This is a genomic window from Microcystis sp. M083S1 (assembly GCF_020246405.1).
Lineage (GTDB): Bacteria > Cyanobacteriota > Cyanobacteriia > Cyanobacteriales > Microcystaceae > Microcystis > Microcystis aeruginosa_C.
Genome location: NZ_JADBTB010000201.1, coordinates 1 through 20567, shown reverse-complemented (window position 1 = coordinate 20567; position 20567 = coordinate 1). Strand labels below are relative to the sequence as shown.

17 protein-coding genes and 3 pseudogenes are annotated in these 20567 nt (G+C 44.9%); 9 read left to right on the top strand and 11 right to left on the bottom strand.

The window, feature by feature from the left end; translation table 11 throughout:
- Positions 1 to 2 precede the first annotated feature (2 nt).
- The gene (gene dndC / locus IM450_RS18365) at positions 3 to 1604 is read left to right on the top strand and encodes a DNA phosphorothioation system sulfurtransferase DndC (RefSeq protein WP_287666606.1); all 1602 of its coding nucleotides are present in this window, start codon (positions 3 to 5) and stop codon (positions 1602 to 1604) included.
- A gap of 29 nt (positions 1605 to 1633) precedes the next feature.
- Here the strand turns inward: dndC and IM450_RS18360 are convergent, their stop codons facing one another.
- Positions 1634 to 1825 carry a hypothetical protein gene (locus IM450_RS18360; protein ID WP_104397014.1) on the bottom strand — a complete coding sequence of 64 codons (192 nt, stop codon included), beginning with the start codon at positions 1823 to 1825 and terminating at the stop codon, positions 1634 to 1636.
- Positions 1826 to 1886: 61 nt separating this feature from the next.
- Between IM450_RS18360 and IM450_RS18355 the strand changes: the two genes are divergently transcribed.
- Positions 1887 to 2579, top strand: a complete 693-nt coding sequence (locus IM450_RS18355) for a M15 family metallopeptidase (RefSeq protein ID WP_287666608.1) — start codon at positions 1887 to 1889, stop codon at positions 2577 to 2579.
- 257 nt (positions 2580 to 2836) lie between these two features.
- Here the strand turns inward: IM450_RS18355 and IM450_RS18350 are convergent, their stop codons facing one another.
- Positions 2837 to 3241: a response regulator gene (locus IM450_RS18350; protein WP_287666611.1), complete on the bottom strand. Its 405-nt coding sequence runs from the start codon at positions 3239 to 3241 to the stop codon at positions 2837 to 2839.
- A gap of 82 nt (positions 3242 to 3323) precedes the next feature.
- Here IM450_RS18350 and IM450_RS18345 point away from each other — a divergent pair, with 82 nt between their 5' ends.
- Together IM450_RS18345 and IM450_RS18340 are read left to right on the top strand one after the other, a co-directional pair.
- Positions 3324 to 5981, top strand: coding sequence for a DNA gyrase/topoisomerase IV subunit A (locus IM450_RS18345; RefSeq protein WP_287666613.1), 2658 nt, complete (start codon positions 3324 to 3326; stop codon positions 5979 to 5981).
- A 547-nt stretch (positions 5982 to 6528) separates the two neighbouring features.
- Positions 6529 to 7212: a YdcF family protein gene (locus IM450_RS18340; protein ID WP_287666616.1), complete on the top strand. Its 684-nt coding sequence runs from the start codon at positions 6529 to 6531 to the stop codon at positions 7210 to 7212.
- A 132-nt stretch (positions 7213 to 7344) separates the two neighbouring features.
- On the opposite strand, the gene kdpC is transcribed toward IM450_RS18340, so the two are convergent.
- The 6 genes from kdpC to kdpA form a co-directional block, all read right to left on the bottom strand.
- Positions 7345 to 7989 carry a K(+)-transporting ATPase subunit C gene (kdpC, locus tag IM450_RS18335; protein ID WP_287666618.1) on the bottom strand — a complete coding sequence of 215 codons (645 nt, stop codon included), beginning with the start codon at positions 7987 to 7989 and terminating at the stop codon, positions 7345 to 7347.
- Positions 7990 to 8288: 299 nt separating this feature from the next.
- A complete protein-coding gene (locus IM450_RS18330) occupies positions 8289 to 8495 on the bottom strand; it encodes a potassium-transporting ATPase subunit F (RefSeq protein WP_071839504.1) in 207 nt (68 codons plus the stop codon).
- Between the two features lie 137 nt (positions 8496 to 8632).
- Entirely contained in the window at positions 8633 to 9571 is a 939-nt protein-coding gene (locus tag IM450_RS18325) for a DNA cytosine methyltransferase (protein ID WP_287666621.1), read from the bottom strand.
- A 9-nt stretch (positions 9572 to 9580) separates the two neighbouring features.
- A complete protein-coding gene (locus IM450_RS18320; RefSeq protein WP_287666624.1) occupies positions 9581 to 9856 on the bottom strand; it encodes a HindVP family restriction endonuclease in 276 nt (91 codons plus the stop codon).
- On the bottom strand, positions 9856 to 12015 hold the full coding sequence (kdpB, locus tag IM450_RS18315) for a potassium-transporting ATPase subunit KdpB (protein WP_287666627.1): 2160 nt from the start codon (positions 12013 to 12015) through the stop codon (positions 9856 to 9858). The genes IM450_RS18320 and kdpB overlap by 1 nt, the downstream gene beginning before the upstream one ends.
- Before the next feature lie 15 nt (positions 12016 to 12030).
- Positions 12031 to 13776, bottom strand: coding sequence for a potassium-transporting ATPase subunit KdpA (gene kdpA / locus IM450_RS18310; protein ID WP_287666630.1), 1746 nt, complete (start codon positions 13774 to 13776; stop codon positions 12031 to 12033).
- A 683-nt stretch (positions 13777 to 14459) separates the two neighbouring features.
- Between kdpA and IM450_RS18305 the strand changes: the two are divergent.
- The 4 genes and pseudogenes from IM450_RS18305 to IM450_RS18290 all read left to right on the top strand — a co-directional run bounded on the left by IM450_RS18305 (position 14460) and on the right by IM450_RS18290 (position 17350).
- Positions 14460 to 15428 (top strand): annotated as a pseudogene (locus tag IM450_RS18305) (Rpn family recombination-promoting nuclease/putative transposase).
- A 330-nt stretch (positions 15429 to 15758) separates the two neighbouring features.
- Positions 15759 to 16475: pseudogene (locus IM450_RS18300) on the top strand (DUF4347 domain-containing protein); the annotation flags it as partial.
- A 393-nt stretch (positions 16476 to 16868) separates the two neighbouring features.
- Positions 16869 to 17208: pseudogene (locus IM450_RS22750) on the top strand (hypothetical protein); the annotation flags it as partial.
- A gap of 25 nt (positions 17209 to 17233) precedes the next feature.
- A complete protein-coding gene (locus tag IM450_RS18290; RefSeq protein WP_409771208.1) occupies positions 17234 to 17350 on the top strand; it encodes a transposase in 117 nt (38 codons plus the stop codon).
- 38 nt (positions 17351 to 17388) lie between these two features.
- On the opposite strand, the gene IM450_RS18285 is transcribed toward IM450_RS18290, so the two are convergent.
- From IM450_RS18285 to IM450_RS18275, 3 genes are all read right to left on the bottom strand, one after another.
- Positions 17389 to 17898 (bottom strand): tetratricopeptide repeat protein, encoded by a 510-nt coding sequence (locus IM450_RS18285; RefSeq protein ID WP_287666636.1) that lies wholly within the window; start codon positions 17896 to 17898, stop codon positions 17389 to 17391.
- Positions 17899 to 17922: 24 nt separating this feature from the next.
- The gene (locus IM450_RS18280) at positions 17923 to 18435 is read right to left on the bottom strand and encodes a hypothetical protein (protein ID WP_287666639.1); all 513 of its coding nucleotides are present in this window, start codon (positions 18433 to 18435) and stop codon (positions 17923 to 17925) included.
- Positions 18436 to 18763: 328 nt separating this feature from the next.
- The gene (locus IM450_RS18275; RefSeq protein WP_002759464.1) at positions 18764 to 19249 is read right to left on the bottom strand and encodes an allophycocyanin subunit alpha-B; all 486 of its coding nucleotides are present in this window, start codon (positions 19247 to 19249) and stop codon (positions 18764 to 18766) included.
- 232 nt (positions 19250 to 19481) lie between these two features.
- Between IM450_RS18275 and IM450_RS18270 the strand changes: the two genes are divergently transcribed.
- Positions 19482 to 20267, top strand: coding sequence for a slipin family protein (locus IM450_RS18270; RefSeq protein ID WP_004163749.1), 786 nt, complete (start codon positions 19482 to 19484; stop codon positions 20265 to 20267).
- Positions 20268 to 20567 lie beyond the last annotated feature (300 nt).

Genomic DNA, 20567 nt, shown 5'->3' with positions numbered 1-20567 from the left:
TTATGCTTGAAAAAACAACTTCTATTTTTCCTAATCGTGCTATAGAGGAGTTCGTAGAAGATATCAAAAGTATTACTCAAGAAATACAAGAGTTATATTGTCTAGACAGTATTCCCTGGATCATAGGTGTATCTTGGGGAAAAGATAGCACAGCAGTTTTACAATTGGTTTGGAATGCGATCGCTAGTTTGCCAGAAGAAAAAAGACAAAAAAAAGTTTACGTCATAACGACAGATACTTTGGTAGAAAATCCGATAGTCACTGCATGGGTAAATAAATCAATTAGTCAACTGAGAACTGCGGCAGAACAACAAAAAATGCCAATAGAAGCTCATATATTACATCCAGAAGTTTTAGCAAGGTATTGGGTTTGTTTGATTGGCAAAGGATATCCAGCACCGAGAATAAGATTTAGATGGTGTACTGAACGACTAAAAATTAATCCAGCTAATCAATTCATTCGACAAGTAGTTCGTGAAAGTGGAGAAGTTATTTTAGTGTTAGGAATGCGTAAAGCTGAGAGCCAAAAGAGAGCCAATGTCATGGCGAAACACGAAAAAGGTAGATTGAGAGATCGTCTGAGTCCTCGACCAAGTTTGATTAATTCTCTTGTCTATACTCCTATTGAGGACTGGCGCAACGATGAAGTATGGATGTACTTAATGCAGTGGGAAAATCCCTGGGGAGGAGATAACAAAGAATTATTAGCAATGTATCGAGGAGCGACTGCGGATAATGAATGTCCCCTAGTGGTAGATACCTCCACTCCTAGCTGTGGAGATTCGCGATTAGGTTGTTGGGTGTGTACATTGGTAAATAAAGATAAATCCATGGAGGCAATGATACAGAATGACCAAGAAAAAGAATGGTTACAACCACTTTTAGACCTTCGCAACGAATTAGATATAGAAGATGACCGACCAAAACGGGATTTTCGCCGTATCTTTGGGAAAGTACAATTATTTGAAAGAAACTTAAATGGAGAAATATCGATCGAACCTATACCCGGACCTTATACTAAAAAATGGCGGGAATATTGGCTGAGAAGGGTATTAGAGGCTCAGGAGAGCGTGCGTACTAATGCTCCAGAGGATATGAAAGATATTACCCTAATTACCACGGAGGAACTCAGCGAAATTCGCCGGATTTGGAGGGAAGAAAAGCACGAATTTGATGACCAATTACCGAAGATTTATAAACAAGTGACTGGAGAAACTTTTCAAGACCCGCGACCTGGAGCGGATAATAATCTTTTGGGGAGTGAAGAATGGGATATCCTCGCGGATATCTGTGCCGAGGATTCCATGCACCTAGAATTATTGGCTAAACTTATAGATACGGAACGTCAATATTTTCTCAAAATCTCTCGCAAGGGTATTTACAAAGACCTAGAAAAATGCTTTGAGTCTAGTTCTCGTAGTAAAGAGGAAGCGATCGAAAATGCTCGTTATGTCTATGATCTAAAGAATGCCGCTCAAAGTGGCAATATTGCTCAGGTGAAAGAACAACTCAAGGAGAGTTTTAGTGAACCGGAAAAAGACCCGCAAAAACAGTTAACTTGGGCCAGTATGAAATTCCCTACAACCGATGAGGAGGAGGAATAACGGGTTTATGTAGGGTTTGCTGAATAAATCTAACAACCTTGTTGGATAAGGTTTTTAGACTTTTTTCCCTCAAAAAGTGCCGACCCTTGGAGTGATTGGGGGGAAAATCCCTGGACTTTTTCCCTGAAAATTAGGTAATTGACCACCTGAAAATGGGTAAAACCCCACACCCCACACCCCACACCCCACACCCTACCCCCACGAAAAACTTTTTGCCGCAAACCCTATGTAAACTGGCGATCGAGTGGACTACCAATAAAATTACCATTTCCCGATGACGAGATGAAACCCTACCAAAAAATTCCTATTCGTGAATGTGGGGAACCCCTAGTACCTATACCCGCAGATAAGTTTGTTATCCCTTCTCCCCACGCTTACGAGAAATTAGGAGCTAATTATCGGGGTAAATCTCCCTATTTTTTGCGACAAGGGGTGTTAAATGCTCTGATTGACGCTCAAAACCGTCTGCAAGTCTATCAACCCGGTTGGCAAATTTTGATTTTTGATGCCTATCGACCGGTGGAAGTGCAACAATTTATGGTCGATTATAGTTTTCAGACTCTCCTAGACACAAGAGGATTAGCCAAAGAGGAACTATTGGAGGCAGAAAGTCAAGCGATTTTAACAGAAGTTTACACTATTTGGGCAATTCCCAGCGATAATGCCGCCACTCCGCCTCCCCATAGTACCGGAGCGGCGATCGATATTACCCTGGTGGACGAGAAGGGACAAGCCATCGACATGGGGGGAGAAATCGATGAGATCGGAGAGCGATCGCATCCCGATTATTATATCGCCGCAAAAAGCCGACGAGAACAGAGTTATCATCAAAAACGAGTTTTATTGGCTAAAGTGATGGAGGAGGCGGGATTTAGCCGACATAAGGGGGAATGGTGGCATTTTTCCCTAGGGGATCAAATGTGGGCCTGGTCGCTCGATCGAGCCTACGCCATCTATGGCAGAGTGGAGGATTAAGTAGGGTTTGCGGCAAAAAGTTTCTTGTGGGGACAGGGTGTAGGGTGTAGGGTGTAGGTTGTAGGGTTTTACCGATTTTGAGGGGGTCAATTACCTAATTTTCAGGGGAAAAGTCCAGGGATTTTCCCCCCAATCACTTCCGTCGCCGGTACTTTTTGATTGACAAAAAGTCTAAAAGTCTTACCCAATAAGGTTTTAAGATTTATTCAGCCCACCCTATATCAATACTGATATACTAACAAAAGAAGACTCAAAGCTTAGACCGGCTTCTGATCGACGATCGCCAAAATTTGATCAACAAAAGCTTGGTGATCAACCACTGGTTTAGAAATATAACCATCGGCCCGACTCTGCTTGAGAAAATTCTCTCGATCGCCTTCCATAGCGTGAGCAGTGACGAGAATAACGGGTAAATCGGCGGTTTCGGGGTTAGCTTTGAGAATTTGGCTGATTTTAATGCCATCTACCGCTTTCCCTTCATAGACACTATGGGAGAGGGAGACATCCATTAAGATCACGTCCGCTTCCTTATCCCGAGCAATACGAAGCACTTCTTCCACATCTTCGGTCCCTTTGACCTCTAGACCACCTCGTTTGGTCAAAATTTTGGCAAAAACGCGAAAATTTATCGGGTCGTCTTCTACAATCAAAACAGTTGTCATAGGGAAGCTCAGGGATAAACAAGGTTAAAAAGGGCAAAATGCCTTATGATTCACAGCTAGACAGATTAAAAACGAGAGACTCATGGCCAAACAACTGGATTTCTTAGCTAGTGGTCAAATTATACCCACGGCTTTACACCAAGAGATGGAACGCTCCTATCTAGAATATGCCATGAGTGTGATCGTGGGGCGAGCCTTGCCGGATGTACGCGATGGACTAAAACCAGTACATCGTCGCATATTATACGCTATGCACGAACTGGGTTTAACCCCCGATCGCCCCTTTCGCAAATGTGCGCGGGTGGTGGGGGATGTGTTGGGTAAATATCATCCCCACGGCGATCAGTCAGTGTACGAGGCACTGGTTCGTATGGTACAGGATTTTTCCAGTCGTTACCCACTTTTATCGGGCCATGGTAACTTTGGTTCGATCGATAACGACCCCCCGGCGGCCATGCGTTATACAGAAACCCGTTTGGCCGGCATCGGTGATCAGGCGGTTTTAGGGGGAATTAGCGAAGCTATCGTTAATTTTAGCAGTAATTTTGATAATTCTCAACAGGAACCCGTTGTTTTACCCGCTCAGTTACCGATACTCATTCTTAATGGTTGTTCTGGTATTGCGGTGGGGATGGCGACTAATATTCCTCCCCATAATTTAGGGGAAGTGGTGGAAGGTTTAATCGCTTTGATTGATAATCCCGATTTAAGCGAGGAAAAGTTAGTAGAAATTATCCCCGGGCCCGATTTTCCCACGGGAGGCGAGATTTTAGATGATACCGGTATTCGCGAGGCTTATCGCACTGGTAGGGGGATTATTCCCGTGCGCGGAGTGGCCAAAACTGAAACAATTATCATTGAGGGCAAGCGCCGAAGGGAAAGGACGGCAATTGTGGTTACTGAGTTGCCTTTTCAGGTGAATAAGGCGGCATGGATTGAAAAAATCGCCGAATTAGTCAATTTAGGGAAATTGGAGGGAATTGCCGATATCCGCGATGAAAGCAATCGCGAAGGCATTCGGGTGGTGATTGAATTAAAGCGGGAAAGTCAACCGCAGCAGGTTTTGGCGGCTTTATACCAACAAACGGCGCTGCAGACTAATTTTGGGGCAATTATCCTCGCTTTAGTCGATAATCAACCCCGGCAGTTATCGTTAAAACAAGTTTTACAGGAATTCTTGCGCTTTCGAGAAACAACTCTCACCCGTCAGTATGGCGACGAGTTGCAACAGGCCAGCGATCGCTTACACCTAGTGGAGGGTTTATTATTAGCTTTGCAGAATATCGATCGAGTGGTGGATATTCTCAAAAATGCTCCCGATGGGACGACGGCTAAGTATCGTTTTCAGGCAGAATTGGGCATTAGTGACCCTCAAGCTGATTCTATCTTGGCTATGCCCCTACGTCGTTTAACTGGTTTGGAAAGACAAAAGTTAGAGACGGAAGCGACGGAATTACAAACAAAAATTCAACAGTTAGAAACCCTCCTCCATAACCGTCAGGAGTTTCTCAAGTCTCTGAAAAAAGAATTGCGCTCTTTAAAGAAAAAATTCGCCGATAGCAGACGGACAAAAATTCGCACCGGGAAGTCGGGGGACAGGAGACAGGAGACAGAAGGGAAGAAACAGGATTCTGTGGTGAAAAAACAGGAGACAGTCCCGATGAAAAAATTTTCACCCCCACAGACGAAAGAGGTTTCCTTACCTACACCCCACACCCCACACCCCACACCCTCTTTGAAGGCAGAAGTTAAAAAACAGGAGAATAAAGTTAAGAAAAAGCCTGAGAGTGAGAATGCACCGAGTTTAAGCCTATTTACGCCCCAAGAACCCCCAGAAAATGCAATTTTATTGCTTGATGCCGAAGATAAAATTAGTTGGACGACACCGGAACAGCGAGCGCCAGAGCGGGGTTTAATTATCTATCAACAGGCGATCGAAAAACGGGAAAATTTCCTAGTTATCCTCGATAATGCTAAAGCTTACCCGATTGCTACCCGGGAAGTCCCCCCGCAAGCGAATCAACCAGTGTTAATCTCCAGTCTGCTGACCAAAACCGCCCAAAAAGAGTCAGAAGCCGTGTTAAATCAATTTTTCTTGACGGAACCTCAAAAAAATCAAGAATTGCTTTTACTGAGTCAACAGGGGCGAATAAAGCGGCTTCCCATCGATGAATTAGAGGGGGTTGGTAGTCGGGGTTTGTCCCTGATGAAATTGAAAGAAGACGATCGCCTATATGGTGCTATTTTTACTCACGAGGGCCTGGACTTAGCGATCGCCACCAGTAGCGGTCGGGTGTTGCGTTATCCCGTGCGCGAGGAATTATTGCCAATGATGAGTAAATCCGCTCAGGGTTTAGCAATTTTGCGATTGCGCTACGGGGAACATCTAGCCGGCTGTGTTTCTCTCCCTCATCGGGAAAATCTGCTGCTGATTTCGGGATTGGGTTACGGAAAAAGACTGGCGATCGAGAATTTACGCTTATCACAATTAGGCGATCTTGGTTCACCTGCTTTACAATTCGTCAATAAACAGGATAGTTTAGCGGCCATGGTAGCGGCGCGGCCAGGGAGTATAGTGTTATTAAGTACCAATCAGAATCGAAAACTACCCTTAGAGGTAGAAACTGTGATGGTTACGGGTAAAGACGGGACAGGTTCACAATTAGTGAAACTCAACCCCACAGAAAAAATTATCAAAGCACAATTGTTACAGGACACCTCGAATAGGGGATTTTGTTAACAAAGTGTTGGTCGAGGAAATCTCCTAGATATACAGTGGTGAAGAGGGAATAATTTTAAATAACTAACAAGGCTCTCCGTCACTCAAAATTTGATTTTTTCGAGCTGTCTTAGAAATAAAGCCCTAGTTATTGAGTAAAATTAAACTTTTTTTGCCCATCAACTTAAAAACTTGCGTTTTTTGGATCATCTTAGCATAGAGGACTGAGTAGTATGAGTTAAAGCAAAGTTGATTTGTTAATTTTGTCTATCAGTGTAATCTGGGTGAAATCTCTCACTTTTTTCCCTGATCAATTACTAAGGGGTAAGCTTAGAGGCACTTCAGTTACATATCTTGATAATTCAAAAAACTCTCAACCGCTTATTAATCCTGCCTCCTGCCTTGCTAAAACGCATCTAAGATGCGTTTTAGCTTACCCCGATCAATTGGACTTATTGATAAAATCTTCGCACTAATTGAGAATAACCCAAGATTTCATGAGGGTTTCGGGCTGTGCAATACTGAAGTAAATCTATTTTTTGAGCTACCCTACATCGTCTCTAAGTCAATGGCGAAAAAACCGAAAAATGTTGCGCGTAAACACCGGCATTGGCAAAGATGGTTAAAACTAACTCTGGTCGCAGTTTTTGGGTTTATTATCTTTAATTTAGCGACTAATTTAGCCATCTGCTGGTCAATTAATCAACAAAAACCCGTTGAGGCCATCTTAGTTTTGGGGGGCAGCATTCGTCGGGAAATTTATGTAGCCAATCTAGCCCAGCAATACCCCGATATACCAATTTTAATTTCCCAAGGCTCGGAAGATCCCTGTATTTTATTACTATTTGAACGGGCAAAAGCGCCAAAAACTAACGTCTGGTTAGAAAAGTGTGCTGATTCTACCTTCGGCAATTTTTTCTTTGCTGTGCCAATTTTAAAACAATGGGGAGTACATAAAGTAAAAGTTGTCACCTCTCCTACTCATTTACCCCGCGCTCAATGGTTAGCAGCAATTCACTTGCAATCCCACGGTATAGCAGTAGAAATCGATGCAGTCCGAGAAATTGGTATCCCGGGTAATAACGAATCAAAGCTAAAAACTGGGTTGGATGTGACTAGAAGTATAATTTGGGCTTTTGTCGGACAATTAATCTCTCCCCCCTGTTGGCAAGTCATCCCCTTAAATTCCGTTGATTTAGAAGCTTGGCGCGATGAAGGTTTTAAATGTGAATCCCAAGGTAAGATCAGCTAAACAATCCTCTCCCAGTTAGTTTTTTAGCGGCTGTATCCCATTTTTGTAAATCTACTAACTTGGGGTTTTTAAAGGCAAACTCTCTCTTCCCACTTTCCTATACCTTTTAAACAGGATTGAGTATCAGAGGCCCTATCGGGTATTTGCGATCGCATCTAGAGCCAGATTCAGTTTCAGTAGGTTAACCCCCGGTTCGCCGAAGATGCCGAGAAAGCGATCATCGGTGTTTTTGATAACGAGGATCTCCACTTGATTCGTCGGTAATCCCCGCACCCGCGCCACCCGCTCGATCTGCGCTCTGGCGGACTCTGGGGTGATATGGGGATCGAGACTCGATCCAGAGGTGTACACCAGATCCGCGGTGGGTTTAATTCCCGTCTTCTCTAATCGGGGAATCTCCCCCTCTACAGCTTTCGCTGGATCGGGATTGGGTTTTCCTTTAATGCGATCGATCAATGCGGGGTTACTGGGAGCTAGGTTACTCGCTCCCGAAATTCCGGTTTGCAGGACTTTGTTAGGATCGTTTTTCGGATCGGCCGTACTGTAGGCGGTGGTACTCGGACGACTATTGAAATAGCGATCGCTGGTGAAAGGTTGCCCAATTAGAGCCGAACCCACCACTTGACCTTGATTATTGGTGATCAAACTCCCGTTCGCTTGCCAGGGAAAAAGAATTTGACCGACGGCGATCATCGAGAAAGGATAGATCAGGGCAGTAATTACCCAGAGAACTAGGGTAGAACGGATGGCTCTACCGGCATCGCGTGCAAAACTCATAATTAGGGTTTACTGAAAAAGTTTGTTGGTGGAGTTAGGAGTCAGGAGAATTAGGAATAAACCACAATCAATTAAAGAGTCTATTTAGAGATTTTCTGGCTCTTCTAGGTTCTGTGTGATAAGTTTAACTTACAATATGATCGATCGATCTTTGTGTCCTTTGTGTCTTTGTGGTTCGTTCCACCCCCTCGCTAGGGGCAATGTATCTTAGAATACATTTTACCCACCAAATCCAAGAGAGCCATTTTCTGCTTTTTCCCATTTTTGAACTCTCAAAAATTAATTATGCCAGAAATCTCTTAAAACCTCTCCGGGACAAAGATGACAAGGAATAGGTAGATAAATAAAGCAAAGGCGACTAATCCTAAAAGGGTTAATGCGAAGGCTTGCCCCCTATTTATAGCACTTCCCGTAGAAGCTTGAACGATGGAGGAGAAAAGAATTGTTAGACAGAAATTTAAGAAAATATACCAGAAAAATCGGTTTTTTCTAAGGGATGCTTTCATAAGAATTAGAGTTTTTTGGAGATTTGTTTTTGCCAGTCAATCAAGAAAATAGCTGTAGTTGTCAAAAATTATCAGACACCCCCCTTATCAAGGGGGGATTAAGGGGGGATCAAAGACAAAATCTATTTTCAATTTAATTATAACCACTTACTTAGCTGTAGTTGTCGATAGGTTGTCTTTTTCCCTTTTTTCAATTCATAGTTAAGAATACATTGGCCCACATATCTAGCCAAATTAATAGGAACAGCATTGCCAATCATTTGTTCTAGATTAGATTTTGTTCCAGCAAAAATAAAGTCTTTAGGGAAAGTTTGAATATAGCTTCTCTCCCTCGTTGTTAGCGGTCTTAATTTTTCATTAAGATGACAAGCATCACCGGGATGTTGTCGATAGGTTTTGGGAACTGGTCGATTTACTCCTCGAATAGTAGGGCTAGGTTCATAAATACTGAATATCGCCCTTCTTTGATAGCTTCTAGGATGTCTATAATAGTATTCTATATCTAATTCTTTGCCCATATAGTCAAATACAGTCAGAGGTTGACTTGATAAATTGTCATTGATTTCATCGATTAAAAAATCATCTTCTTCGTTCATTTTACCGATCAGAAAATATCTTTTTCTAGTTTGAGGAACTCCGCAGTAACAAGAATTAATAACTTTTCCAGTTAAACCATAACCATGGCTTTTAAAAATTTGTTTTGCTTGAGTGAGTATTTTACTTTTCTCAATTCTATCCACATTTTCCATAACAAACCATTGGGGACTTACTCTAGTGACAATTTCAGCGAATGTGAGCGTTAGATTCGCTCGTCCTAAACCCTCTTCTCTCTTACCCGCACTGGAAAAGTCTTGACAAGGAGGGCTGCCGACAATAATCTCAGGATTATATTGAGCCAATATTTCTTGATTAGATTCTCTAGATAAATCGACATTAAATATCGGATGACTAAAGTTATTGCTATAGACATCTATAGCAGGTATCCAATTATCAAATGCAGCCACAATAGTAAACCCCGCTTTCTGAAACCCTAAAGATAAACCACCACAACCAGCAAATAAATCGATTGTGATCATTTTGCTCCCTCATCTAAATTGACTCGCGAAAGCGTAAAATAAATTATCGGAATCGGGAGCTAGACCGTATAACTCTTGTGTACTTAACTCCGCTGGTTGAATTTTTAAATTTTCATCAAGTTTCAGATATACATTTTTCAGTCCTTTCCAATCTAAGTAAGCGCACAAAGAAGCTGGAAATGAGGAGTTAAATTGATTTTTACCCCAGGTTTCTTTTTGGCTAAAATCCCGATTCGAGTGCTTCAATCCGAATAAACTAGGCTTAAATATTGCCGATTTTGCCATTACCTCAACCCGATCGCTGAAATTATCTCATCAATAATCTTAATAGCAATAAACGGCGCAATCATGCCTCCCACGCCGTAGATGAGGATATTACGCCGCAATAGTTGGTCAGCAGTGAGCGGGCGAAATTGAACGCCTTTAAGTGCTAGGGGAATCAAAACGGGGATAATCAGGGCATTGTAGATCAGGGCCGAGACGATCGCCGATTGAGCGCTTTTCAAACCCATGATATTTAAAGCACCGATCCCGGCAGCGGCGAAAATCGTCGGGATAATGGCGAAATACTTAGCGATATCGTTAGCTACCGAAAACGTGGTCAGGGCGCCGCGGGTAATTAATAACTGTTTGCCGATGGTCACTAAATCGATCAGCTTGGTCGGGTCGGAGTCGAGATCCACCATATTGGCCGCCTCCTTCGCCGCTTGGGTTCCGGAGTTCATCGCCACACCGACATTAGCCTGGGCCAGTGCGGGTGCGTCGTTGGTTCCGTCTCCCGTCATGGCAACTAACTTGCCCTGGGATTGCTCGCGACGGATCACCTCGATCTTATCTTCTGGGGTGGCCTCGGCGATAAAATCATCCACCCCCGCCTCCGCCGCAATCACCGAGGCCGTGATCTGGTTGTCGCCGGTGAGCATGATCGTTCTCACACCCATGCGCCGTAATTGGTCGAAACGCTCTTTTAATCCAGGCTTCACGATGTCCTTGAGATAGATCACCCCGTAGATATCGTTACCCCGACAGACGGCGAGGGGAGTCCCCCCCAAACGGGAAACCCTTTCCTGTGCCTCATCGAGGGTCTCGGGAACGGAACCACCACGGGAACGGACGAAACCTTTAATCGCGTCTACGGCTCCCTTACGGTATTCCTCGCCGTCCATATCGGTGCCGCTCATGCGGGTACGAGCGGAGAATTCGATTCCCTCGCCGGGTTGGCCATCGATGGGGAGGTTCGCGCCCAAATTCCGGGCTAAGGCAACGATCGAGCGTCCTTCCGGGGTTTCGTCGAAAAGGCTGGCCGCTAGACAGATGCGGGCTAATTCCTCGAGGTTATGACCGTTGGCCGGGATAAATTCGTCAGCCAGCCGGTTGCCGAGGGTGATTGTTCCCGTTTTGTCGAGAAGGAGGGTATTTACGTCACCGCAGGCTTCCACCGCGCGTCCAGAGGTGGCGATGACGTTAAACTGAGCCACGCGATCCATGCCGGCGATGCCGATCGCACTCAATAAACCGCCGATCGTCGTGGGAATGAGGGCGACGAGAAGGGAGATCAAGATGGCGATACTGGAACCGGCCCGAAAGGTATCCGCAACCGCCGGCCCGAGGCTCGTTTCCAGGAAACCGGCGATATAGTTTCCGATCGGCGGAATCGTGGCCACGACAATTAGAAAGACTTGGGTTAACACGGCCAGAAGTACCGTCAGCGCGATCTCGTTGGGGGTTTTCGTGCGCTCGGCCCCTTCCACAAGGGAGATCATGCGATCGATAAAACCCTGACCAGGATCTTGAGCGATCCGCACCGTCAACTCGTCCGAGAGAAGCCTAGTGCCGCCGGTGACGGAACTGGCGATGTCGGTGCCGGGTTGTTTGAGGACGGGGGCTGATTCTCCGGTGATCGCCGATTCATCCACCGAACCGATTCCCTCGATCACTTCCCCGTCGGCGGGAATCACGTCCCCGGCCACCAGTTTCACCCGATCGCCCCGATGCAAGGCCGTGGAACTGACCGACTCGATCGAGCCGTCGGCCAGGATTTTCCTGGCGATCGTGTCGCTGCGGGTGGAGCGCAGGGCATCGGCCTGGGCTTTTCCCCGTCCCTCGGCGATCGCCTCGGCGAAGTTGGCGAACAGCACCGTCAAGAAGAGGATCAGGGTGATGATGCCGTTAAGTAGCCGTTGTTGTCCCCTATCCCCTGCGATCGTGCCGAATAGATGCGGGTCGATCGTCACCAGGGCCGTGACGATCGTTCCTAACCAGACCACGAACAGGACCGGGTTACGCACGGCGATGCGCGGGTCGAGTTTGAGGAAGGACTGCCGGATCGCGCTTTGATAGAGACCGGTCCGGTTTACCTTGGGGGTATGGCGGCGGTCGTCCCGGCGACCTCTCGGCACTCGCAACGGGCGGGAGGATTTAGAATTTCCTTTGTTCGTTCTCATAAATTATCTAAACTCCTAGCCGATCATCCTGGTGATTTGAAAGGCTTCCGCAATCGGCCCGAGGGCTAATATCGGCAAGAAAGTGAGCGCACCGAGAATTAAAATCACCCCCGCCGTTACGCCAGTAAAGAGTCCGGTATCGGTGCGGAGGGTTCCGGTGGTGGCGGGAACCGGTTGTTTGCGGGACATCCCATCGGCTAACAAGAGCAGGGCGGCGATCGGAATATACCGTCCAGCCAGTAAACTAAAGGAGGCGCTCAGATTCCACCAGAGAGCGGTCATCGTCGGTTTCGCCCCAGCCGCGATCGCAAGTGGTGCGGGCTGGGAATCTCCTAGTCCCTCGAAGCCCGATCCGTTATTGGCGGCGGCGGAAGCGTACTCGTAGATGACTTGAGATAATCCGTGAAAGCCGGGGTTACTGATGCCTTGAAAGTCGGGAAAGGCAAGGGCGATCGCTCCGGGGATGAGGATGGCGATCGGGTGAACCAGCAGAATTAAAAAACTCGCTAACACCACTTCCCGCTTCTCGATTTTGCGCCCGAGGAATTCCGGGGTTCTTCCCACCATTAGACCGGTGACGAATACCGCAAGGATTAGATAGGCAAACAGGTAGGCGGTGCCAGTTCCTTGACCGCCGAAGACGATTTGCAGGAACAGATTCGAGAGGGTGACGAAGCCGCCGTTCGGCATCAAGGAATCGTGCATGGCGATCACCGCACCGCACATGGTGGCCGTGGTAGTTACCGCGTACAGGGCCGATTGCGCCCAACCGAAGCGTACTTCTTTACCCTCGAAGTTAACCGCTCGATCGACCCCTAGTAGGGAGTTAACCGCCTGGTTGCCGTTATATTCTCCGATCGCTGTGATGATCGTAAAGCCGATGAAGATACCGAGGGGAATTAAATAGATTAACCGAGCTTGCTTGAGATTATCGGCGAAAACCCCGTAGGTATAGATCAGGGAGGTGGGAATCGAGAGAATCGCTACCAACTGCACCAGATTGACGAATCCGTTCGGGTTTTCCAAGGGGTGGGCCGAGTTGCTGGCAAAAAAGCCGCCGCCGTTTTCTCCCAATTCCTTAATAATCTCAAAGTGGGCCACTGGACCGCGGGCGATCGCCTGACTCAGGTTGGGGTTTTCTAGCGTCGGCAAGATCGCCGGGCCTGCGAGGGTTTCCGGGACTCCGGCGATGATCAGGGCAATTGCCCCCACGATCGAGATCGGTAAGAGGATACGGGTGATCGCTCGGATCAGATCCACATAAAAATTGCCCAACGGTCGCCCCGTCAATCCCCGAATAAAGGCGATCCCCACCGCTAGACCGGTTCCAGCCGAGGTGAACATCTGGTAGCCAAGACCCCAGATCTGACTCGCGTAGCTGAGGGTGGTTTCTCCAGAATAATGCTGTTGGTCGCTGTTGGTGATAAAGGAAATCGTCGTATGTAGTGTGGTGTCCCAAGGGGGGGCGGGGATCCCCGTCGGGTTGAGGGGAAGGAATCCTTGGCCCGCAATCAGGGAAAAAACCAGAATTGCTATTACCGCGTTACTGTAGAGAACGGCGCGGAGGTACTGCCAGCCAGTCATATTCTCTTTCCCTTTCACCCCGACGAAGCTGTAAAGAAGACTCTCGACTCGATCGCACAGTGGGTCAAGCAGGGTTCTCTGTTCCATGAAAACCCTCGCCATATAGCGCCCGAAAAAGGGGGTGATTGCCACGATTATCAGGATTGTGAGCGCGATTTGAATCCATCCTTGCAACATGGTTCGATCAACTCCAAAAAAAGCCAGTGATCATTGAGCTTGTGGAAATGTGGCCGATCATGGACGGATTCGACAAGCTCACCGTCCATGATCGACCGGGAAACTTAGGGGTTCGCTGTCTCGAAACCGCTTGAGAAAACCAAGTTTGTCTCATCGTTAGCGATCGTTAACCAGTGGATGATCGAGGGATTACTATCACCTCTGCTGGAATGATTGTAGCGATTTTTCGCGCCTTGACAATCTATATTTTTTCCGTTCGTTATCCTATCAGCTTTTACGCACTTATGCAGCAATACCGACAATCAGCAATTATCAGTGACTCCTAAGATTTTAGGTCACAAGTCGCTGAACAAACAGGAATAATTATGCAAACGCCATCGCAATTTATACAAGAAATTCGCTCAATTATTAATCATGATTTATGACTTAGGGTATTAGTGATCGCCTTTTGGCAATCACCCGCTAAAATTGTCCTTGTCTAGTGATCGCATCTTCGCCATGACAAGGAGTAAGATTGCTTCGGAGGGTTTTTAGTTGAAACAGAAAGGTTAACGCCGAAAGCGTCCCCCTCTCCTCGTAGGTTAGGGGGTGAGGTCATAACAATCTGCTGCCAAAACCGACTTTTCAGAATATAATAGAGAAGAGTAGTCATTCATCGCTCAGATTCGTTAAGATGATATCACATGACTAATAATATTGACCATGATCGCTTATTTAATGAGTTAATCTCCACCTTTTTTATCGAATTTATCGAGTTATTTTTTCCTCAATTGATCGATTATTTAGATAGGGAATCGATTACTTTTTTAGACAAAGAAGTATTTACCGATGTCACCGAAGGAGAAAGGTATGAAAGCGATTTAGTCGCACAGGTTAAGTTTCGAGGAAAAGAATCTTTTTTTCTGATTTATGTAGAGGCGCAGGAAAGTTCCCGCAAGTGGTTTAACCGGCGAATGTTTACTTATTTTGCTCGCTTTCATGAGAAATTTGTCTTACCGATTTATCCGATTGTAATTTTTTCTTATTCAAAGCCAAAAAGAGCAGCGATTAGTCAATATGTGGTCGATTTTCCCGATTTTAAGGTATTAGAATTTAACTATCAAGTAGTGCAGTTAAATCGATTAAATTGGCGAGATTTTCTCAATCAGCCGAATCCGGTTGCTTCAGCTTTAATGGCTAAGATGAACATTGCTGAGAAAGAGCGAGCCAAGGTTAAGGCGGAATGTCTGCGCTTGTTAATTACTTTAAAGTTAAATCCTGCGAAAATGCAATTAATTTCTGGATTTATCGATACTTATCTCAATCTAAATCCTGCCGAAGAGATACAATTTTAACAAGAGATTAGCACATTTAGTCAACCCGTACAGGAGGGAGTTATGCAAATTACCACCAGTTGGATGCGTCAAGGTATTGAACAAGGTATTGAACAAGGTATCGAACAAGGTATCGAACAAGGTATCGAACAAGGTATTGAACGCGAAAAGACATTGATTCTTCGTCAAATTAAACGCAAGTTAGGGGAGATTAATTTTTCCTTAGAAGCTAAAATTATGCAGTTAAGTATTGATGATGTCGAAGTATTAGGAGAAGCTTTATTCGATTTCTCTACGGTTGAAGATTTAATCAATTGGTTAAATACTTTAACTGCTTAGTTTTGACGTTAGTGATCGCATTTTGGCAATCACCCGCTAGAGAAAACGGGTTTCTTAAAGAAACCCGTTTTCTGATGGCTTGAGGTTTAACCGCACCGAATTTAATTTGATTTTCTCTGATTCATGAATAAACCTGATGAGAAAAAAAAATAAGCATACTTTATATCCTATTGACGGTAGAAAAAAACGCTCTCAAATTTGATAGTTTTTTTTAAGCCTAACCTAGACTGGCTGAGTTTGCGGAAAACAGGCTGACTCGACTGAATAAATAATACTAAAGCAGCTTGTGGGCATTGCCCACCCTACACCACTCACCAAGAACCCTTGTATATCGATGTCAGTAACCCAGAAAACCCCACTCTGAAAGGTAATTATGATACGCCTGGCATTGCTAGTGATGTGGAAGTAGTAGGCAACTACGCTTATGTAGCTGATGGTTGGGATGGAGGACTGCAAATTATCGACATCAGCAACCCTACCAACCCCATTTTCATTGGCAATTATGATACTAACAGCGTTGCTAATGATGTGGAAGTAGTGGGAAATTACGCTTATGTAGCTGATGATATGGCAGGACTGAAAATCATTGACATTAGCAACCCCACTAATCCCATTCTCATCGACTATTACGATGATTTTTCTACCGTTGCTTATGGTGTGGAAGTAGTCGGCAATTACGCTTATGTAGCTGATTATTTTGACGGTTTGAAGATTATTGATGTAAGTGGCTTCAATAACCCATCGCCTTTACCAAGTGTCACCTTAGCAGTTTCCACCACCAGTGTTACTGAAGATGGGACAGCTAATCTCGTTTATACCTTCACCCGCACAGGAGACACAACCAATCCTTTGACGGTCAACTATACAGTCGGGGGGACAGCTACCTTTAACACAGATTACAGTCAAACTGGTGCAGCCAGTTTCCCAAATTACTCAAGTGAAACAGGGACAGTGACTTTCGCTGCTAATTCTGCGACTGCAACTGTAACAATTGACCCCACAGCAGATACCACAGTTGAAGATGACGAAACCGTCAGCTTAACCCTTAATCCAAGTCAATTAATTCAAATTGTTCCTATTGTCCCCGCAAATGACCCTGTAACTATACCTGAACCCAGTCTAAATATAGGTTTATTTATCCTACTAGGCGTTATACCTGTTCTCAAGAAACAGTATGCCAAAAGATTGTAGGCTGCGTGTTTGCGGCTATCAATTCGGTCAAAAAAACCAAATTAACAAGCCGCCGTAACGCACCACCTCTATCATTAAATTGGTGTGTTACGCTATTGTGCTTCATACCCTAGAAGTAAGCGGACAACTCAAATGAACCCAACAACCGCCAATTATGATGAACCCTGGAAAGAAGCATTAACCGAGTATTTTTCACCTAGAAAACGGGTTTCTTGAAGAAACCCGTTTTCTGTTGAAGAAACCCGTTTTCTGGACTTTAAGACAAAAAAACGTTTTGCTGACAAACTTTATAAAGTTTGGTTACTGAGTGGTGAAGAAGTCTGGATTTTGATTCATATTGAAATTCAAAGCCAATAGGAAGAAAATTTCCCTCAGAGGATGTATATTTATAACTAGCTAGACAGAATTAATTACACATATCTAACTACCTCTTGCCTTTTGCATGAGTGCCTATCCTAACCAAGAAGTTAATTTTCTCCCACTACTTAACTATCGTGCTTTTGATTTGTATCAGAAACCGGTTATCAGTCTCGCTATTTTAGGAGATGAACGAGTAAATTGGCGACCAGATTCCTATAATTATCTGATATTTTGACCAGCGAACGACTCAAAGAATAGTAGAAGGAATCAACCCAAAAACTAAGCTGATTAAAAGAAAAGCTTATGGGTTAAATAACTTTGATAAATTTAGGCGAAGAGTCCTCGTAAATTGGCATTTTGCTACTAATTGATCATACTCAGTCTAGGCGAGCTATTAATTCTTTTTTCATTACTTTTTAGGTTCTGGAGTTTGCTGTTTAGAAGCTGCCGCAATCGCTTGATTTAAGCGAGTTAATTCCTCCTTAAACTTCGGTTCTTGGGGATAGTTTTTGACTAATTTTTCTAGGATACTTTTGGCTCCAGAAACGTCTTGAGTTTGTAATCTTGTTCCATAAAGAACTAGCATAACTTCCAGATTGTCGGGATATTTTTGATATAACTTTTCTAAAGGTTCTCTGGCTCCGATAAAATCTTTTAACTGTAGGCGAGCTTGGGCCAGTCCTTGCAAAGCAGTGGGGTTATCTGGTTCACGTTCAAGAATTTTCTCGTAACCTTTGACCATTTCTTCTAATTTTTCGCGGGGAATAGTTGCCTCTTGCCCAGATTGATTGCCTTGGGGGGAATTAGAATTATTATTTTTCAATAAACCTAAAGTTGGCACCACCATTAAAGCCAGAAATACTAAACCAGAGGAAACAATTAAGACTCGTTTGAGCGCATCGTTATTTTTTTTGGGCATACTTTTTAAAGATTAGAGATAAGATTAATCAGTAGTAACTTGATGAAATTCCTGACCCCAAAGATGATAAGCCCAAATTCCCAAGCCAAAACTACCTAAGCAGAGGATGGTGAGCATCAGGAAAACTTGCCACCTATTGTAACCTGCTTCCTGAAGTTCTAGACGACCGAGGATAGTGGCGGCTAAGAGGATTAAAACTCGACTAAATACCGCCCACTTGTGGAAGATAAAGACTACCGCCAAGGACCAGCCGAGAATTGATAATACAGCGCTAATATCGTTTTTAAACCAACTGCGGAAAAATACCGGCATTAAGTGACTAAACAGAGTTAATCCTAGGGCAATTGAGAGGATAACCCCTACCCCTAGGATATAGATCATGATTTCTAGCCATTCGCTAGTGAGAGTCCAATTCATCTCATCACCGCGGGCAAGCAACCAATCACTCCATGATAAACGCTCATGGGCGATCGACCAGCCAAACACCCCATAGACCGATGGAATCAGAAAGGTAAGTAGTATAATGCGCCAAAACATAATCAGTTATCAGTTATCAGTTATCAGTTATCAGATGTAAGTTTTAAGTTATAGCGTTTCCTGTTGGCAAGCGGTACATTATCGATGTTGAAAAGCTTAATCAGCAAAGGTTTAACTGTGCCACACAGGTGTGAGAAACGCTATAATTAGTTAGTTAGTTATTTATCTTCATCTTTATCCCTGATTACTGTTTACTGTTTACTGATCACTGATTACTGGACGGCTACGCCGTGCCTTTGGCAACACTGAAAAAAGTCAAGCCTGAACCCTGAAAGAGACGAAAATTGCCCCTTTTCAGACTTCAGGCCCTTGGGATTGTCCCGATCGCTTAGGACATATACTGGATGATAAAGTCGAAGTAGGGGGCTGCTTCCACGGCATCCTCTTGAGTCAAAAGACCTAAAGCGGCCTCTTTGAGACAACGAATCGCCTCCACCATGCCGGGGACGGGAACATTAAGAGAGTTATACATCTCTTTGACCCCGATCAGGCCGGTTTGTTCGATCGGTCCCTTATCTCCGGCTAATACCCCATAGGTAACTAGACGCAGATACCAACCATAATCGCGCAAGCATTGATTATATTGACGCTGACCGTAGGCATTGCCCCCCGGCGCTCTATAATCGGGACGTTTCTTGAACAGTTGTTTTTGAGCCTGATCGACGATTTTTTTCTCATTGTCAGCGAGAGTTTCGGCAATGCGAATTCTCTGCTCACCGGTTTTTAAAAATTGCCCGATACCCTGTAGTTCACCACTACTAGGATAACGAAGTTCGTCGTCGGCTTTGAGGATGACTTGGCTAACTACGCTCATAATATCAAGGTAAATTCTGATAACATTCTGTAGTTTATCTCAGGTCGGGGTCTGGAAGTCGAGTCATCCCTGCTGGTTAGGCAATTCCTAAAAATTGTAATATTTCGTTATGAGTTTCCCCGACAGCCCGGTTACTCTCTAGAATGAATGTATTAGTGGTCAGGAGCGAGGAGATTGCCCTTGAGATGTCAGCGCACACTGATTAACTTGAACCCGATAACTGGTAATTAATATGGAATTTTTAGCACCCTTCCTATTGATAGCGGGCATTCTGGGATTAAATGGCTTTAAAATCGATCGAGAATACCAGCGTGGTGTTATCTTTCGACTAGGGCGTTATCAAGACACCAAAGGCCCCGGACTGTACTGGATCATTCCCCTAGTTGACCAAAAAATGCAGCTGGATATTCGCACTAAAACCGTCGATATCGCCCCGCAAGAAACTGTCACCGCCGATAATGTCACAATTAAGGTTAATGCGGTTCTCTACTATCGTATTATCGACCCGGGCAAAGCGATTAATAAAGTCGAATCCTACCCCGCGGCCGTTTATCAAGCGGCCATGACCACTTTAAGAAATGTAGTCGGTCAAAATCATCTCGATGATGTCTTGCAAAAACGAGACAAAATTAATCACGCGGTCCAACAAATTGTCGATGAAATTAGCGAACCCTGGGGCATTGATATCGAACGGGTGGAGATAAAAGATGTGGAAATTCCCACTGGTATGCAGCGAGCTATGGCCAAGGAAGCGGAAGCATTGCGAGAAAAACGGGCCCGTTTGATTAAAGCTGCCGCAGAACAGGAAGCCTCCTTAAAATTAGCGGAAGCTTCCCGATTAATCATGGAAAACCCCGCCGCTTTGGAATTACGCCGCCTACAAATGTTAACGGAAATTGGAGCGGAAAATAACACCAGTACCGTGATTATGCTTCCCTCCGATATCTTAAATCTCGCTCAAAAATTAACCGAAAAACTATCACAAAATGGCTCAATTGTCAATAGCCCAAAAGGTTAATTTTCTCTGGTGTGTTAGGTTGTTTTAAGTAAGTGGTTATAATTAAGAAGATAGATTTTGTCTTTGATCCCCCCTGCCCCCCTTAATAAGGGGGGTGCCGATAGGCGGGGGGATCCCCCCTTAATCCCCCCTTAATAAGGGGGGTGCCGATAGGCGGGGGGATCCCCCCTTAATCCCCCCTTAATAAGGGGGGTGTCGATAGGCGGGGGGATCCCCCCTTAATCCCCCCTTGATAAGGGGGGTGTCGATAGGCGGGGGGATCCCCCCTTAATCCCCCCTTGATAAGGGGGGTGTCGATAG